Origin of the sequence: Cupriavidus sp. Met-2 (genome assembly GCF_049843575.1) — a bacterium.
GTDB classification, from domain to species: Bacteria; Pseudomonadota; Gammaproteobacteria; order Burkholderiales; family Burkholderiaceae; genus Cupriavidus; species Cupriavidus metallidurans.
Genome location: NZ_JBBHZL010000007.1, coordinates 1 through 16894 on the forward strand (window position 1 = coordinate 1; position 16894 = coordinate 16894).

17 protein-coding genes and 2 pseudogenes are annotated in these 16894 nt (G+C 62.1%); 7 read left to right on the forward strand and 12 right to left on the reverse strand.

Features of this window, described 5'->3' with window-relative positions:
* The 3 genes and pseudogenes from WD006_RS16100 to WD006_RS16110 all read left to right on the forward strand — a co-directional run.
* The coding region (locus tag WD006_RS16100) for a porin (RefSeq protein ID WP_425648207.1) at nucleotides 1-758 on the forward strand (758 nt) is incomplete at its 5' end.
* A 364-nt stretch (nucleotides 759-1122) separates the two neighbouring features.
* Nucleotides 1123-1770, forward strand: a complete 648-nt coding sequence (locus WD006_RS16105) for a response regulator transcription factor (RefSeq protein ID WP_060784141.1) — start codon at nucleotides 1123-1125, stop codon at nucleotides 1768-1770.
* A gap of 465 nt (nucleotides 1771-2235) precedes the next feature.
* Nucleotides 2236-2476: pseudogene (locus WD006_RS16110) on the forward strand (hypothetical protein); the annotation flags it as partial.
* 259 nt (nucleotides 2477-2735) lie between these two features.
* On the opposite strand, the gene WD006_RS16115 reads toward WD006_RS16110, so the two are convergent.
* From WD006_RS16115 to WD006_RS16130, 4 genes are all read right to left on the reverse strand, one after another.
* Nucleotides 2736-3635 carry a LysR family transcriptional regulator gene (locus tag WD006_RS16115; protein WP_375199027.1) on the reverse strand — a complete coding sequence of 300 codons (900 nt, stop codon included), beginning with the start codon at nucleotides 3633-3635 and terminating at the stop codon, nucleotides 2736-2738.
* Between the two features lie 64 nt (nucleotides 3636-3699).
* Nucleotides 3700-4503 carry an enoyl-CoA hydratase gene (locus WD006_RS16120; RefSeq protein WP_011518715.1) on the reverse strand — a complete coding sequence of 268 codons (804 nt, stop codon included), beginning with the start codon at nucleotides 4501-4503 and terminating at the stop codon, nucleotides 3700-3702.
* Nucleotides 4500-5654, reverse strand: coding sequence for a CaiB/BaiF CoA transferase family protein (locus tag WD006_RS16125; protein WP_011518714.1), 1155 nt, complete (start codon nucleotides 5652-5654; stop codon nucleotides 4500-4502). Before WD006_RS16125 ends, WD006_RS16120 begins: the two co-directional genes overlap by 4 nt.
* Entirely contained in the window at nucleotides 5651-6604 is a 954-nt protein-coding gene (locus WD006_RS16130; protein WP_029309434.1) for a Bug family tripartite tricarboxylate transporter substrate binding protein, read from the reverse strand. The genes WD006_RS16125 and WD006_RS16130 overlap by 4 nt, the downstream gene beginning before the upstream one ends.
* Before the next feature lie 259 nt (nucleotides 6605-6863).
* On the opposite strand from WD006_RS16130, the gene WD006_RS16135 reads away from it, so the two are divergent.
* Complete coding sequence (locus WD006_RS16135; RefSeq protein ID WP_155714371.1) at nucleotides 6864-7004, forward strand: hypothetical protein; 141 nt, start codon at nucleotides 6864-6866, stop codon at nucleotides 7002-7004.
* A gap of 18 nt (nucleotides 7005-7022) precedes the next feature.
* On the opposite strand, the gene WD006_RS16140 is transcribed toward WD006_RS16135, so the two are convergent.
* The 5 genes from WD006_RS16140 to WD006_RS16160 all read right to left on the reverse strand — a co-directional run bounded on the left by WD006_RS16140 (nucleotide 7023) and on the right by WD006_RS16160 (nucleotide 11857).
* Nucleotides 7023-7823: an IclR family transcriptional regulator gene (locus tag WD006_RS16140; RefSeq protein WP_029309433.1), complete on the reverse strand. Its 801-nt coding sequence runs from the start codon at nucleotides 7821-7823 to the stop codon at nucleotides 7023-7025.
* A gap of 304 nt (nucleotides 7824-8127) precedes the next feature.
* Nucleotides 8128-9216, reverse strand: coding sequence for a porin (locus WD006_RS16145; RefSeq protein ID WP_029309432.1), 1089 nt, complete (start codon nucleotides 9214-9216; stop codon nucleotides 8128-8130).
* A gap of 207 nt (nucleotides 9217-9423) precedes the next feature.
* A complete protein-coding gene (locus WD006_RS16150; RefSeq protein ID WP_029309431.1) occupies nucleotides 9424-9639 on the reverse strand; it encodes a hypothetical protein in 216 nt (71 codons plus the stop codon).
* Nucleotides 9640-9931: 292 nt separating this feature from the next.
* Nucleotides 9932-10828, reverse strand: a complete 897-nt coding sequence (locus WD006_RS16155; RefSeq protein WP_029309430.1) for an alpha/beta fold hydrolase — start codon at nucleotides 10826-10828, stop codon at nucleotides 9932-9934.
* 177 nt (nucleotides 10829-11005) lie between these two features.
* Entirely contained in the window at nucleotides 11006-11857 is an 852-nt protein-coding gene (locus WD006_RS16160; RefSeq protein ID WP_029309429.1) for a LysR substrate-binding domain-containing protein, read from the reverse strand.
* A 113-nt stretch (nucleotides 11858-11970) separates the two neighbouring features.
* On the opposite strand from WD006_RS16160, the gene WD006_RS16165 reads away from it, so the two are divergent.
* Nucleotides 11971-12609: a LysE family translocator gene (locus tag WD006_RS16165; RefSeq protein ID WP_029309428.1), complete on the forward strand. Its 639-nt coding sequence runs from the start codon at nucleotides 11971-11973 to the stop codon at nucleotides 12607-12609.
* Nucleotides 12610-12646: 37 nt separating this feature from the next.
* On the opposite strand, the gene WD006_RS16170 is transcribed toward WD006_RS16165, so the two are convergent.
* Entirely contained in the window at nucleotides 12647-13237 is a 591-nt protein-coding gene (locus WD006_RS16170; RefSeq protein ID WP_231108880.1) for a hypothetical protein, read from the reverse strand.
* Nucleotides 13238-13495: 258 nt separating this feature from the next.
* Here WD006_RS16170 and WD006_RS16175 point away from each other — a divergent pair.
* Together WD006_RS16175 and lpdA are read left to right on the forward strand one after the other, a co-directional pair.
* A pseudogene (locus WD006_RS16175) lies at nucleotides 13496-13711 on the forward strand (biotin/lipoyl-containing protein); the annotation flags it as partial.
* 114 nt (nucleotides 13712-13825) lie between these two features.
* A complete protein-coding gene (gene lpdA, locus WD006_RS16180) occupies nucleotides 13826-15292 on the forward strand; it encodes a dihydrolipoyl dehydrogenase (protein WP_051723391.1) in 1467 nt (488 codons plus the stop codon).
* Between the two features lie 6 nt (nucleotides 15293-15298).
* Here the strand turns inward: lpdA and WD006_RS16185 are convergent, their stop codons facing one another.
* Nucleotides 15299-15751, reverse strand: a complete 453-nt coding sequence (locus tag WD006_RS16185) for a response regulator (protein ID WP_011518705.1) — start codon at nucleotides 15749-15751, stop codon at nucleotides 15299-15301.
* A 113-nt stretch (nucleotides 15752-15864) separates the two neighbouring features.
* Entirely contained in the window at nucleotides 15865-16890 is a 1026-nt protein-coding gene (locus tag WD006_RS16190; protein ID WP_029309425.1) for a D-2-hydroxyacid dehydrogenase, read from the reverse strand.
* Between the last annotated feature and the right edge of the window lie 4 nt (nucleotides 16891-16894).

Genomic DNA, 16894 nt, shown 5'->3' on the forward strand with positions numbered 1-16894 from the left:
GTCACACCACCCCTGGCTTTGACTTCGGTTTGGCCTTCGATCCGATGAGCATTTCGAGCCGCTACTCGATCACTTCGCAGGATCCGTGGTTCGCCTCGCGAGCAGACAACTCCGCCAAGTACATGGGCACGTTCGGTGGCCTGACCGTGTCCGCTCTGTACAGCCTCAACAACAACAACCAGGAAGTTCCGGGAAACTTCACCAACGGCCGTGAGTACTCATTCTCCGCGATCTACGCTGCCGGCCCGTTCTCGGTCGGTGCCGTGTACGACCAGACGAACCGCTCACAAGCTACCGCCCTGTCAACTAACAAACTGACCCGTCACGCCGCTATCGCCGGTACGTACGCGTTCGGTCAGGCCAAGGTCTTCGCTGGCTACCGCTATGCGCACGCCTACAACGGCGATGTTCTGGTAGGCACTCCGAGCCACGCCAACGGTTCATCGAACCTGGCTTGGGCTGGTCTGGGTTACCAGGTAACGCCCGCCCTGTCACTGGCAGGTGCCGCCTACTACCAGAACCTGCGTAACGCCAACGCCGGTAACCCGTGGCAATTCGTTGCCTTGGCTGATTACTCACTTTCGAAGCGGACCGATCTGTACGCGTCGATGTCGTACGCCCTGAACAACGGCAAGTCGACCCTTGGCGTGAACGGCTTCAATGACCAGTTGGGTTCGGCAACCTCGTCGAACTCGGAAGGTGTTCAACCGGGCGCAAACCAGTTTGGTGCGGTAGTCGGCGTTCGCCACAAGTTCTAAGCACAAGGGACTAAATCGGATAAGCCCAGGAGATTCCTGGGCTCCGGGGCCTCGGCATGTTGGCGAATCACTCGCGCAAGAAGACGCGATGACGAAGACGACATCGCAACTACAGCATCGCTGGGCCTGAGTATCGGCAAGGGTCCTTTTCCACCATCAGCCGCGGCCTAATCATCAACGCCTGCAGTTTAGGCCGCGGCCTACTGAACCGCGCCCTCACCAGCCGGACAATATCTCCCTAGTAAGCTGCGTCGCACCTGGCATGAAATGGCAAGTGACTGGCACGGGTCGCGGAGCGATGCAGCGGCTCCTTGCCTAAATTTGTTTGACCACACTGCCCAATGCCTCGAACGCGGGGTCACGAATGAACCAAGCCCCCAAAGTACTGGTCTGCGATGATCACCCCATCATTGTGATCGCCCTCCGCAGTGAACTTGCCCGCATAGGACAGTTCGCGGAGGTGGTCACTGCCTCCAGTGTCAATGAGATCCTCAATGCGCTGAACGATCCAGAAGTGGGTATTGTCATCACCGACTTCTCCCTCAACGAAGCGGGTGACGGGCTGCAACTCATCGGACGCATCAAGCGTATGCGTCCCGATGTAGCCGTGATCGTGTTCTCTATGAACGCCTCGCCGCCGGCCGTCCGCGACATGATAGCCGCGGGTGCCTCCGCCTTCGTCTCGAAAACCTGCGGTACTCGGGACGTTGCCGAGGCTTGCCGCGTTGTCCTTGCGGGCAGGAAGTTCGTTGCTCCGGCCTCGCTGGCGCATCTCCTCGACCAGGACGACGGAGGCACGCCACAAGCTGCGCTGCAGCAACTAAGCCCGCGTGAGCGAGAGGTACTGCGCCTGCTCGCGCAGGGGCTCTCGCTCAGAGAAATCGCGGCGCGTTTTAACCGAAGCAGGAAAACCATCAGCGTGCAGAAGTGCGCTGCCATGGCAAAGCTCGGGCTGACGCATGATATGGAGCTCGGACGCTATCTTGCCTCGGCAGACTCAGACGAACTGTAGCGGGCCTGCCTATCGTGCAGAACAGCTTTGCGCGGAAGTCTCTGAGTACACTGACTACATACGTTGCATGCAGACGAGCGAGCGTTGTCCATAGACATACTTGCCGCGGTACAACATGGCGAAGTTCGAAGAGAAAAAGTGCGCCAGCCCGCGGGGAGCCGACTGACGCCTAAGGGGAACGAGCGAGAGGTGTCCCATGGACACCGCCTTGCCGTGAGAGGAAAACCCGGAGGCACTCTCACGCAGCATTTTTAAGCAATAACACCACCTGGGATATAGGCCTCGTCCTAATATTCCTTCGAATGGTTTTACAGAAAGATGCCATGGTCATGCGTTTGGCTGCATAGATGCTGAAACAGGCTTTTACTTGGGCGGCTAAGGATCCTGTGTTTGCCGATGCTCGTCGCGAACGATTAGCGACAGTGAATCGCCCCGAGTTCAGTGGCGGCTCCACTCTTGGAAAGAATGGAGCCCATAAGCGAGCAAACCAGGTTTCCCCCTGAGATCCGACAGCAGCGCATCGAATATCCATCGCCGTGGGCAGCAGTTGAATCTATCGCACCGACAATCGGCTGTACGAGCCAGACACTGTTGGGGTGGATCAAGCAAGTCGATCTGCAAAGTCTTGCAGATTGCTCCGTCGGGCTATCGGCGCCATGCCGCGCGATCTCACGATCCGTCTCGGCGCTCCGAGCGAGCCAATCGCGGTTGGCTCGCGCCAATGCCGCAGGGGTGGATGGGAACGCTCGCGGATGCGCCGCGTGAACTCACGAGACCGTTCGAGATCTGCCTCCAAAGCCGGAGGCGTGGCGCGCAATCGATGCGCAACCGTGCAGGCTATAACCACAGCACCTCGTGTAACGGCCGGAACAACCACAATCGCTACACGACGGGCGCGTGGATCATTCGGTTCTGAGCACCGGCCCTCGGACACGACAGTGCCGGGACGCTGTCTCCTTACGCAGCTAGGCTCGTGCGGCGGCCAGTCGCTTCCTGACGCTGTCAAGCAGGCATTCTGCTGGCGTCGAAAGCCGCGCATTCCAACGTGTAATGAGCGAGATGGGGTGTTCGACTCCCTCGCAGGGCAATGCCCTCGCTACCAGGCCCAGTTCCGAGACGAACTCCCGAACGTAGCCGGGCAACACCGTAACCCCAAGCCGCGCCTTCGCAAAGCTGATTGCCGACAGTACCGTCCCGACCTCGACGGAAGTCGAGTACGTCAGATGTCTCGACGCAAAAACGCGATCAATGGTCCGCCGAGTGCTGAAAGTTGAATGCAAGGTGATCTGCGGATAGTCGGCAAGCAACTCCCAGCTAACCTTGCGCTTGCGAGCCAGTTCGTGGTCGCCGGCACAGATCACGAACATGGATTCGTTGTACAGGTGCTCGATCGAGAGCTTGGGATGAGCTTCTTCCATCGAAACCAGTCCGAAGTCGGCCTTTCCATTAACCACGTACTCGATCGTCTCGTCCGTCGACAACTCATGCATGCCGATCCGGATCGCCGGATGGGCTTCGTGGAACGCCGAAACCGCCCCCCGCAACAATCCCACGCACATCATTGGCGACGATGCGAAGCTGACTTCGCCAGCTTCCAGGTTCAGAAGGCTCTGCATACTGCGCTCGGCGGCATCCATGGTCCCGAGCACTTCACATACATGGCCATACAACTGGTGAGCCAACTGGGTTGGTGTCACCTTGCGAGTCGACCGTTCGAAGAGCCGCTGCCCGACCTTGGCCTCCATCTCCTGGCACACCTTGCTCACCGCCGACTGCGTCATGTGAATGGTCTGGGAAGCTCCGCTGAAACTGCGGAGTTCGTACACGACGCGGAATACTCGGAACTCCCTGAGTGTGAAGTTCATGGCGCAGGCAATTGGATGGACAGTTCGATGGTACATGACCGCTTCGTCCGATTACCAGCGCCTGTCAGCTTTTCCTCTTGCGCTCAAGGAACCGCGCCATGTAAGCATCCGGTTCTGACCCAGCGTAGACGTCGCCAAACACCGCAATGCTGTGCTTCAGCCCCCGCTCGATCGCAGGATCTTCCCACGCGCGCAGCAGCGACTTCTGCGCACGCACGGCTGCCGGCCCGCACTCCAGTATCTCGGATACCGTATGCGCAACTGCGGCATCCAGAGCGTCGTTGGCGACGACCTCGTGAACAAATCCCCAGGCATGGGCGCGCGCCGCATTGATCGAGGAGCCAGTCAGCAACATCCAGCGTGTGTTCCCCTCACCGATCAGGCGAGAAAGGATGTTTGCATGAATGACCGACGGGATGCCGATCCTGACTTCCGGCATGGCGAAATTGGCATTCTCGTCAGCGATGCGGATATCGCAAGCGGCGGCGAACTCCATGCCGCCTCCCATGCACCAGCCCGACAAACGAGCAATCGTCGGCACCGGGAAATCGCGGACCGCCTCGCACAGATCGTGCAATCGCGTGATGAACGCCACCGCCGTCTCCGGCTCAAGCCTGGCCAGCTCCTTGATGTTCGCGCCACCAACGAATGCCTTCTCCCCCGTCCCGCGCAACACCAGTACCCGGACGTCAGGGCGGCGAGCCAGCCGACGCAGCGTTTGCGTGAATTCGACGATCGTGTCCGAGTCCAGAATATTCAGACTGGTGCCATTGGCGATGCGCAGTGTCGCCACGCCTTGCTCCGACACATCGAGTGACAGATGTTTGATCTCTTCCGTGTTCACCATTTTTGCCGTTTCCTGATTCATTCTTCCAGTTCCCCTGCCGACTGACCAAGCATTGGCGCCGGCGTTGCAAGATTATTTCGCGCGGCTGGCGAGCGAAAGCGGGAAACGATACGCCGTTGTCCACCGTCGCCAAAATCGCGCTGATCAAAGAAGCCAACCGCGCGAAGCTGCGCATCTTCCAGCAGGTCTTCCACGCGATTGACACGCGCGCACGGAATATCCGCGGCTTCCAGCAGCGCCACCCACGCGTCGGTGGTGCGAGTCAGCATGACCTGCGAGAGGTGACCATAGATGACGTCGTAGTTCTCGGCCCGTGCGGGCGCAGTTTGAAACCGGCTGTCGCGCTCGAACGTCGCGAGATCATCAATCGCCTCGAAGAACGACTTCCAGTGCTTGTCGTTGTAGACAACCGCCGCGATGTAGCCATCGCGCGTCCGATATGGCTTCCGGTGCGGTGTCAGCAAGCGGCTGTATCCCATGGCGCCAGCCGATGGTTCGAACGACGCTCCGCCGAGGTGATCCGCAAGGACGAACGCCGCCATCGTCTCGAACATCGATACGCGGACCGTATCACCGTGACCCGTGCTTTTGCGCGCGAACAGTGCTGCAATGGTGGCGTGCGCGGCGGTCAGGCCGGTCACCCTGTCCGCTATCAGCGTCGGCACATACTGAGGCGCGCCACCCGTCTGGCGAGAAAACAGTTCGGCCAGCCCCGTCTGCGCCTGAATAACGTCGTCATACGCCGCACGTCCGTGCAGCGGCCCACCCTCTGCATACCCGGTCAGTTCAACATAGATGATCGACGGATTCAGGCCGTGCACGGCCGCTTCATCGAGCCCCAACCTGCGCATGGCTTGCGGTCGCACGTTGTGCACGAGCACATCAAAGCCCGGTAGCATCTCTCTGAGCGTTCGGACATCTTCCTCTTGCTTGAGATCCAGCACGACAGACGATTTTCCCTGGTTCGCATGAAGGAACATGCTTCCCATGCCAGGCGCGCGCTTGTTGCCGGCATGGCGCATCACGTCACCATCAGGCGGCTCGATCTTCACGACCGTCGCCCCATAGTCGGCCAGAATCTGCGTGCAGACGGGACCCATGATGACCGACGTCAGATCCAGCACACGGACGCCCGCAAGCGGCCCCGTCGTATCTGGTGCGCGATGCGTCATTGCTGCTCCACACCCGCCTTGGTGGCCCTGGACGTCCAGATGCCGCGCTGAGCGACAGTGAATGCCGCGAAGTCACGCGTGCTGGCCGGAGCCGCAATCATGCCGAGCTTCGCAAGCTTCTCCACGACGGGGGGACGTGCCACGGCATCGTTCACGGCCTTGTTCCATCTCTCCACCACGGCCGTCGGCGTGCCCGCCGGCGCGGCCAGCCCCACCCATACGACCAGGTCGAAGTTCTTGTATCCGGCCTCCGCCATCGTCGGCACGTTGGGAAGCTCGGGCAAACGCCGGGGACTCGTGATGGCCAGGCCATCGAGCTTGCCACCGTGCAGGAAACTCATGACGACCGATGTATCCGCCACCATGTAGTCGATCTGCCCACCGAGCAGATCGGTCACCGCAGGAGGCTGACTTTTGTAGGGAATGGCGTCGGATGGCACGTTCGCCATCTGCGAGAACGTGGCGGCCGCGATCTGCGCCGAGCCGCTGCCGTAGCCATAACGCAGATGGTTCTTCTGCGCGTACAGGGCCATGTCCTTTGCCGTCTTGTATGGCGCATCCGGACGCGTGACCAGCACCATGGGGATCGTGGCGATGCGGGAAATATGAACAAAGTCCTTGATCGGGTCGTAGCCGGGACGCTTGAACAGCGCTTCGATGCCGGAATGCGTGGAACTGCTCGTCAACAACAGCGTGTAGCCATCCGCCGGCGACTTCGCCACATAACTCGAGCCGATGATGCCGTTGGCGCCCGGCCGATTGTCCACGATGATCGTGCCAATCGACGAACGCACCTCCTCGGCAACAATACGCGCCGCCGTGTCGGAGGCACTGCCGGCCGTGAAAGGAACGACCAGCTTGATCGGCTTGTTCGGATAGCCGTCGCCTTGGGCAAAAGCGTGTGGCGCAACGATGGCGGCGGCCAACAAGGCGGCAATACGTGTCTTCATGAGTGTCTCCTCTGTCTGATGACCGCCATGTTGTTCCGATCCATTCATGCAAACAAGCGAATTGTCTTCATAGATTTATCATCAGATGGAATATGTCGGAAGGAGACAGGGAAGCGATGCTGCTTGATCGCCTGATGCCGGCCAGTCAGCCTGCCAAACAGGCGCCGCTCACTTGGCTTGATCAAGCGAGGTGCGGGCGTGTTGATCGCGCCGGCCTATGCGGCGGACATTGCTAAGGAATGGGAATGAGGAATTGGGAATGCGAACGATCCACATCGTCGACACTCCACGCGACGCGGATCGCATCTCGCTGATCCGGCGTCGGCTGGGACCCTCCACGCTCGCGACACGCCAGCTTCTTGGAGAGTTCATTCCGCAACTGGAGCAGATAAGCTCCTGAACCTGCGAACCGCCCCCCCTACACGCCGCCAAACTCGGACCACGCAATCTCGATGGCGTCACGCAGTGAGAGCAGCACAGGCGCATATCGCGCCTCCAGCGGACCATCGTCATCGTCCCCTACCGCGTACGAAACACTCAGGGTATAGAGCACACCATCCGGGCCCATCACTGCCGTCGCGATGCCCTCCATGCCGAGCACGACGCGCGAGCGGCAATAGCCTTCCTTCTCGTACTTCGCCCTCGACGTGTCGATGCGCTCCTTGTACTTCGGCCACTTCTCGCCGTAGTGGCTCGCCAGCCTGCCCATCAGCAGTTGCCGCCGCGATTCCGGCAGGCCGGCAAGGTACGCGTGCCCGGTTGAGCTTCTTACCATCCCGAATCGCGTTCCGGTCATTGCGGCACGACTCATCAGCCCACGACCTTTGCGAATTGTGTGGAGATAGACCATCCAGAACCCATCGGCGGCCGATAGCGTGACGTTGATCTGCTCCGCCATCGCTACCTGGGCCATCAATGGCAACACGGCATCCAGCTCCGAGCGTCCGATATGGAACGAGCGCGCCAGGCTGAGGCATACCGGCGCGAGGCGATAGCCCTTCGACACACCGTCGTATTCGAGGTAACCGCCTTCCACCAGCGAATGGGTGAGGCGACTGACCGTGGGCCTCGGCAGGCCGCTGCGTTCGGCGAGCTGAGCGTTGCTCAGCACAGGCGCGCCGCTGACGAATGCGCGCAGTAAGTTGAGTCCGCGCAGCAACGTCTGGCTACCCGGTGTGGTGCGCGAGAAAGGCTCGCTCTCGTGCGTCGGTTCAAGCATGGCTTCCTGCCGGCTTCGGTCGCTCCGGTCGTGTCAACTGTCGAAACGACCATACTGCGGCCCGCTCTCTACGCGGTCAATGCTCGATATCCCGCGACCATTCCATTGAATCCCAATCAGAAGGAAACGTCGTGCCGCACTTACGTTGCCTTGATTCCGATCCGTCCCCGATGCATGTCCGGTTCCAGACAGCGATACCCGGCCTGCCCGATGATTTGCGCGTGGACAAGGACATCTCATTTGGCAATGATGACGGGGCACCAAGTCCATGTCGTTGAAGGCCCCGTCCACACAATGATCTATGTCAGAAAATGTGCTTTATCCCGAGGGTCGTGCCGAACTGATTGCTGCCCGGCGGCGTGTGACCGAAGCCGGCCGCGCCATTGCCAAGACCCATGTTCGAGTTCTCCTGATTCAGTGCATAGCCCAGCGTCAGGTAGGCCTCGGTACGCTTCGAGAATGCGTACCGGCCCGTGGCGACGAACAGCCACGGGTCACCACCGGTGTTGCGGAAATCCTGGTAATAAGCGGCCGCGCTAAGCGTCACCGCCGGCCCCGCCTGCCACATCACGCCAGTCCACCACAGGTTCGACGCTTGATTCGACACACCTGGCAGCGCACCCACGAGAATCGCTCCATCGTAGGCCTTTGCCCATCGGTAGCCGGCGAACACCTTGAGGGTGGAAAGCGCATAGGTACCGGCCACCGTGGCCCGACGCGACGTGGCGTCGCGGTTCGTGGTCAATGTGCCGGTGTTGACCTCGTCATAGGCCGTGCCAATGCTGAACGGACCACTGTTGTAGCTCAGGCGAAAGCCGAACTCCCGACCTAGCTTGGCATTCCCAGGCACCTCGCTGCCATCCACCGTGGTACTTTCCGCGCCAAAGCTGTACATCGCCGTTGCCGTCAAGCCGCCGAACTTCCCCACGTACTTCATGGTGTTATCCGGCCGGGCGACCAGGGCAAGATCCTGATTGAAGATGGACCACCTCGGCGACAGCGCCATCGGGTCGAACGCGCCGATCATGTCGAACAACGCGCTCTGCTGACGCCCAAACAGGATGCTGCCCCATTGGCTCTCCAACCCCACATATGCCGATCGCCCGAACAGCCGTCCGCCCTGCGCTGATTTGCCAGTGTCGACATCAAAGCCACTTTCGAGCACGAACACCGCTTTCAGCCCTTGGCCAAGGTCCTCGGATCCACGTACGCCCCAGCGCGAACTGGAAAGGCTGCCCGACGTCTGCCTGACCACGCTGCCTCCGCCCACCTGGTTGTTGGTGAAGCTCACGCCTGCGTCCACGACGCCGTAGAGGGTCACGTTTGCCCGGGATTCCGCCGAAACGCAGCACAGCAATGCTGCGAGTGCGGGAACTGTCAATCTCGCCTTCATTCTTTTCCTCCAAGTTGGAAATGCCTCAATTTCCGGCTGAGGCTGGCCAGGTCATGGCGTGTGGACGCGCTCCCGCTTGAGCGGGAACGCTTCACGCCTTATTGATTTCGTGGCGCATCAAAGCGCTGGACAAAGCTCCGCCCTGCCGGCTGTCGTCGGCGAACGGTACGTTGCTCGTGGATAGGTGATCGAGTTCGGAGCGCGCGGCTACGGATTGCCCGTAACCAGAATGCTTGCGGCCTTCCGATAAAGGTCGGCTTGCTTCTCGAACAGCGTGACGGCGTTACCGCCGATGAAAGCAGCGCGCGCGATATCGGGGCTGCCGGCAATAACGGACTGAGCCCCATGCCGCGGCTGCGGTGCGTGAAGTATCCGCCGTCGTGACGATGCGCGACCCGAGGTCGCGAGGTTGCGAGTTGCCATCCTTGTCTCCTTATTTGATCAACTGCATGGATGGCCAATCACGTGAAGCGGCTCGGTGGGCGCTGACGAACCCAGTACTCGGCTAACCATTGCATGCGTGCGCGTTGTCGATCTGCGTCGACGAGAACACGCACCAGTGGCGAGTATCAAACACTTGACCACGCATTGCCAGACCACCGTTTCGGTATCTGAAACGAACCGGGAGAACCGATATGTGGGAGAGCAACGATAAGGAGAATCAGGCTAATGCGTGCCTCGCCGGCATCGAACACGTCGCCGACAAGGCCGCCGCTCATCGGGCGTGCAATCCACCGTCGGCCCTGGCGAACCACTGCAGCAGCAACTGATTGATTTCGTCCGCTCGTTCGTATTGCACCCAATGCCCGCCGCCGGGAACCAGGTGCCATCGCCGAGTCGACAAGTTTCCCGCGATGCGCGGTGCCACTTCCAACGGGTCAGCCGTCACGTCATGCTCGCCCCAGATCAGCAGCGTCTTTCCGCCATAGCTGTCGAGCGCCTGTCCGAGCACCGGGCCGCCGCGCGAAATGGACTTGCTGCGAAAGCGCGTGGCCATGCAAGCCCGTTCGTGCACCGCCATGGCCAGCGCATCAATGCTGGACGGATCGTGAAGCATCAGTGCCTTGAGGTTGTGCCTCAAGCCTTGCAGCATCTGCTCGCGGTCCTCCGTGCGCCAGTTGACCATATCGAGTCGCTGGCGCCGCATACCGCCATGCCCGGCGGAGCCCAGCAGCGCAAGCTTCTCGACATTCGGCAGCGCGGCCGCCAGGCGGGCCGCGACTACACCACCGAAAGAGAAGCCCGCCAGCGCGAATCCATCCGACGCGCCGAACCGCTGTCTCAGACTGGCTGCCACTGTATCGACCAGCCGATCCAGCCGGTCATCCGCGTGAGGATCGCCGTCGAGCGTGCCAGATTCACCGAAACCGGGCAGGTCAGGCAGCCATAGCGTGTGCTGCTGGCTCAGCGCCTCGATATTGCGCACCCAGTGCATCCAGTTTCCATGACCGCCATGGATCAGTACCAGGGGGGAGCCACGACCGATCTCGCGCCAGACCATCTCTGTGGGACCGGATCGGTCCCGGTGGACGATTGCCCTGGCGCTGAACCGCTCAAGGATCTCGTCCGGCGTCTCGGGCCGTGGGGTCGTTGTAGATATCGGGCTCGTCATATCGCAAATACGTGGGGACGTGGGAAATGAAGCGCTGTATCTGACCACGCACGGCGTGCCCGAAGCAAGTCATGGACGAGAAAAAAACGCCTCGATTCGCGTATGTGAGTTTCGCCCTTATCCCTGCTCTTCGCTGCCCCATCATCTGATCACGCCGGGCGTCAGCCAGTCGGGACCTCAGACCTTCAAGTCCGCCAGCATCTGCTCCGCCAGAAAGTCGCACGGTGGCCGCGCCGATTTCGCGCTACGCGCCAGCACGACCTCCAGTGGCGCAAGCGGCGGCAGTCCTTCGGACTCCCCCAGCACGGCAAGATGCGGCGGTACGCTGCATCGCGCCAGCGGCGCCACCGCCAGTCCAGCCTCGACCATGCTGATCAATCCAAGCAGACTGGGGCTTTCATACGACATCCGATACTGAATATCGGCCTGCTGTAGCGCTGCGATGGCGCCGGCTCTCGCGGCGCTGCCGTGGGCGAAGACGGCGATCGGGAGCGGACGCTCCCGCCAGATGGGTCGGCCACCGCGGGCCGAGACCCAAACCATCGGCTCATGGCGGATGAAATCCCCGGTGACGCCGCGCGCCTTCGTGATGCAGGCCAGATCCAGCGTGTTGTCCTTCAGCAATGGAATCAGCGCGTGGCTGGGCAGTCCGATGACACGGATCTCCACGCGCGGATGAGCCGCCGCGAATCGGCGCAGGACCGAAGGCAGCAGCGACGACGCGTAATCGTCAGGAACGCCGATCGTGACGCGCCCGCGAATCTCCGGGCGAACCACCGCCGACCATGCCTCCTCCCGCAAGGCCAGCACACGCCGTCCGTAATCCAGGAGCGTCCTGCCGTCCTCGGTCAGGGCGACGTTGCGCGTGGTGCGCGTGAAGAGTGGCTTGCCGAGCACGTCCTCGATCGCCTTGATCTGCATGCTCACGGCCGATGGCGAGCGATGCAGGGTCTCCGCCGCGCGCGCGAACGACCCGGCATCGGCCACGGCAACGATCATCTCCATCACATCGAGATCGAGCTTCTTCATCTCATCAGAAAATCTGAATAATCGGATCAGTATAATCCGTTTTACTTAGTTATCCCGTGGTCCGATACTGCCAGCATTCCCGATCAAGGATGGTTCTGGACCAGGTGCAGCGCATGAGAACGATGTACGAATTCATGGCCGTGGGCGGCCTGCTGGCGATCACGCCGGGCCCCAATATGGTCTACGTGATGGCGCGCTCGGTCTCGCAAGGCACCCGGGCGGGGCTGACTTCACTGGCGGGCGTCATGCTCGGATACATGACCTACATGCTCGGCGCGGCATTTGGCATCAGTGCGCTGTTCCTGGCGATTCCTGGCGCCGCGCGCCTGCTTGCCATCGCCGGTGCTGCCTACCTGCTCTACATGGACTGGCAGATGCTCAAGCCAGGCGGCCGGTCCCCGCTTCAGATCCAGGCAACCCAAACCGAACGGCCGCGTCGCCTGTTCACGATGGGCGCGATGACCAGCCTGCTCAATCCCAAGCTCGCGCTGGTCTTCCTGTCGATACTGCCGCAATTCATCGACTATCAGGCGGGCGGCGTCCTCAGGCAATCGTTGGTCCTGGGGCTGGCCCTGACCGCCGCTTTCGCATCGGTCAACGCGCTCGTCGCCATATCGTCGGGCCGCGCCGCGGCAATGATGGGAAGCCACCCACGCTGGCTGCTGGCGCAGCGCCTTGTGGCGGGCGGCGTGCTTCTGCTGCTCGGGGCGAGGATGGCGCTGGAAGCCGCGCACTGGCCGACGCTGTTGTAGCGCCATCGCCCGCCAGGCGAGTGGAATGATCACCCGCTTACGGCGAGTTCATCCTCAAGCTTCCCCGGATCGACGGCGGATGGACGATCCACGGCATCGTGGTATCCACGCCCGTATCGTCCAGGCAGCCCTCGAAGGTGCCACTGCCGGGATACTGCTGATGGACCGAGAGCGTGACGGCGATCATGGCCGCGCCATTGGTGCAGATACCGACGCTGCCGCCCGGCTCTGCCGGACGTATCACCTGCCCGCCCATCACATCGCCGCTTTGCAAGGTGCCGTCGGCCTGCCACCAGTGCCATTCGCCCCCAATGACGGTAGCCTCCACCACAGTGCTCGTATCGACCACGGCGCCCGGCTCGGCTGGCGGCGGCGCCGTGCGGTCGAAGCTGGCAACCCAGAATCCGCCGTGGCCGGCAATCGTATCGCTGCACGGTTCGCCGGTGCCGGTGTCCGATCCCGAGAACGTCACGCGGCTGGCGCCCGTGTCATAGGCCACGTCCTCGTACACATCGACACCCGAGAGGCAGGCCTGGGAATGAACTTCCGGATACGCGCAGGCCGCGCACCACGGGAGCAGCATGGCCGACGCGACGCGCCGGACCTGCGCATTGAGATCTGGAGTCATGGCGACCTCCCGGTGCATCTTGTTCTTCCAATCCTTCCCATAGCTTAGGAAGCCCAACGCCTTCCTGCCGAGTCATTTTGCCGATAGCGGCGACGCGGCATCGCGGGGGATGGCGTCCTTCCGATCGATCCGGCCAACGAGTGACGCAGACACCCCATTTGCGCGCGTCGAAGTCACCACTGCGCAACTCGGCTGGCATCCTTGGCGTGCTCTCCTAGACTGGAAGCTTTCGTCACAAGAGACCCGCAAGGAAAAACCATGGCCGCGATCGAAGTGAAAGTGCCGCAGTTGTCCGAATCCGTCTCGGAAGCCACGCTGATGCAGTGGAAGAAGCAAGCCGGCGAGGCCGTCAAACGCGACGAGATCCTGGTGGAACTGGAAACCGACAAGGTCACACTGGAGGTGCCGAGTCCGGCCGACGGCGTGCTCGCAAAGATCGTCCAGCCCGATGGCGCCACGGTCCATACGGACGACGTGATCGCGGTGGTCGACACCGAGGGGAAAGCGGTCGCAGCAGCCTCACCCGTGGCCGCTGCAGCGCCGGCATCCGCCCCAGCGCCCGCACCGGCCCCTGCCCCGGTAGCCGCCGTGGCATCAGGTGGCGCTGGTGCCCCGGCATCGGCCAAGGCCGACTTCGACGTGATCGTGATCGGCTCCGGCCCGGGTGGATATATCGCCGCCATCCGTGCGGCCCAGCTAGGCAAGACGGTAGCCTGCATCGAGGAATGGAAAGACGACGCTGGCAAGCCACGGCTCGGCGGTACCTGCCTGAACGTCGGCTGCATTCCAAGCAAGGCGCTGCTCGCCTCGTCCGAGTACTTCGAGCAAGCGAAGCATGGGCTGGCCGAACATGGTGTGCAGGTCAAGGGCGTCACACTTGATCTGGCGCAGATGATCCAGCGCAAGGCTGCAATCGTCGACAAGTTCACCGGTGGCGTGGAGTTCCTGTTTCGCAAGAACAAGGTCACCTGGATCAAGGGCCATGGCAAGTTCAAGGGGCGGGCCGCGGATGGCGTGATTACCGTGGAGGCCAGCAACGGCGGCGAGACGACGTCGCATACGGCACGCAACGTCATCATCGCAACGGGTTCGAAGGCCCGCCATCTTTCGGGCGTGCCGGTCGACAACAAAATCGTCTCCGACAACGAGGGCGCGCTGTCCTTCGATTCGGTGCCGAAAAAACTCGCAGTGATCGGCGCCGGGGTGATCGGTCTCGAACTCGGCTCGGTATGGCGACGGCTCGGGTCCGAAGTCACGCTGCTGGAAGCCCTGCCCACATTCCTCGGCGCGCTTGACGAAGCCGTGGCCAGGGAAGCCGCCAAACAGTTCGGCAAGCAGGGGCTCACGATTCACCTTGGTGTCGACATCGGCAATATCGAAGCCACCGCCAAGGGCGTCAGCATTGCCTACAAGGACAAGGACGGCGCCGAACAGAAGCTCGTCGCGGACCGGTTGATCGTGTCGATCGGGCGCGTGCCGAACACCGAGAATCTGGGTCTGGATGCCGTGGGCCTGGCCGCCGACGCGCGCGGTTTCATCCCCGTGGACGACCAGTGCCGCACCCCGGTGGCGGGCATCTACGCTATCGGCGATGTCGTGCGCGGCCCGATGCTCGCCCACAAGGCCGAGGACGAAGGCGTCATGGCCGCCGAGGTCATCGACGGCCAGAAGCCACACATCGACTACAACTGCATTCCGTGGGTGATCTACACCGAGCCCGAAATCGCCTGGGTGGGCAAGTCAGAAGCCCAGTTGAAGGCGGAAGGCCGCGAGTTCCGTTCCGGCCAGTTCCCGATGATGGCAAACGGCCGCGCGCTTGGGATCGGACATCCGGATGGCTTCATCAAGATGATCGCGGACGCAAAGACCGACGAAATCCTGGGCGTGCACATCATCTCCGCCAATGCCTCGGATCTGATCGCCGAAGCCGTGGTCGCCATGGAGTTCAAGGCGGCATCGGAGGACATCGGCATGATCTGCCACCCGCACCCATCACTGTCCGAGGTCATGCGCGAGGCTGCGCTGGCGGTGCGAAAGCGGGCGCTCAATATGTAGTTGGCGCTATCGGTCGTATTGCTCGTATTGATCGTACTGGTCGTCTTTCCCAAGGTAGCGACCCAGGACCGACTGGAGCGTCTCGTAGCTGACGGGTTTCGTCAGCACCATGCCGATGCCCGCCTCCAGGCATGCGAGTCGCTCCTCGGGTCCGGCGGTGGCCGTGATGGCGACGATGGGCAGGTCGGGTGCCACCTGCCCCGCCTTGCCCGTGCGAATTCTGCGCGCGAGCGCCAGTCCTTCGATGCCGGGCAGGCTGAGGTCAGTCAGCAACAGCGCGGCCGGGCCGCTTTCCAGCGCCCTGAGCGCGTCGGCACCGTTCTCGCAGAGCACCACCTCGCAGCCACCAATGCCCTTGAGCTGGTCCTCCAGCACGAGCAGGCATACGGGATGATCCTCCGCGACGATGACGCGCGGCAACGGCAGGTTATTGGCAGGCTTGGACACAGTACGTGGCAACAGAAATTCGGCTGTCGATATTGTGCATGTCGACGCCGCGGCGAGGTTGCTGAAAACTCCGCAACTTCCCGCTTCGGTTTGCAGCCTTTTCTGCAACCCCTTCCCATTTGCCGCTAGGCTGACACGTTTCGCAATGCCTGACCCGCCAGCCGACGGCGAAGATTGTCCAAGAAGATGTCGACCACACGCGCCGCATTGCCGTCCGAGAAACCGGCGCTATGTGGCGTGGCAATGACGTTCGGCAACGACCATAGCGGCGACGTCGCCGGCAATGGTTCATGCGCGAACACATCGAGGTAAGCGCCGGCCACCCTTCCTTCTGTCAGTGCTTCGATCAGCGCTGGCTCGTCCACCACTTCTCCACGCGCCACATTGATCAGCCGCGCACCAGTCGGCAATCGCCGCAGGGCCGCGCCGTCGACCAGTCCACGCGTCCGGTCCGTCAGCGGGCAGGCCAGTATCAACCAGTCCGTACGGGGAAGCACCTCGTGCAGGGTATCGAACGTAAAGGTCTCGAACCCTTCGCCAGCCGGCGTCGGCTGTTGCCGGACCACGGCCACCGACATGCCGAGCAGGCGCAGCATGGCACCGATCTGCTGCCCGATCGGGCCCCACCCCACAATGGTTGCGGTCTGCCCCCGCACGTCACGCGGCAATCCCGTGCCTAGCAACGGGGCCCAGCGTTGCTCGCGCTGCGCGGCGAGCAGTAGCGGGAAATGCCTCGCCAGCGCCAGCAATCCCGCCAGCGCGGTTTGCGCCACCACGCCCGCATTGGCGCCTGAAGACGTGGTGACGGTCACCCCGCGCTGCCGCAACTGGCCGAACACGGCGCGATCGGCGCCGGCCGAATGCACATGCACCCATCGCAGCGCGGGCGCCTCGAGCATCGCCGAATAGAAGCGCTGCGTGGCCGGCAGGATCTGATGCTTGGTCGATAGCCCGGTCACGTCGCGCGACACGAAGGCGATATCGGCATCGACACCCTTCGGGTCATCGGTGGCAGGCGCCAATACAGGCAGCCACGGCGCGCCGTCCATGGACAGATCGATCGCGGCGCGATGCTCCCTCAGCGTCGGTTCGGACAACAGGATGCGCAATGGCTGGACGGAAACTTGAGACTTCGGCTGAGTTTGAGACATGTCT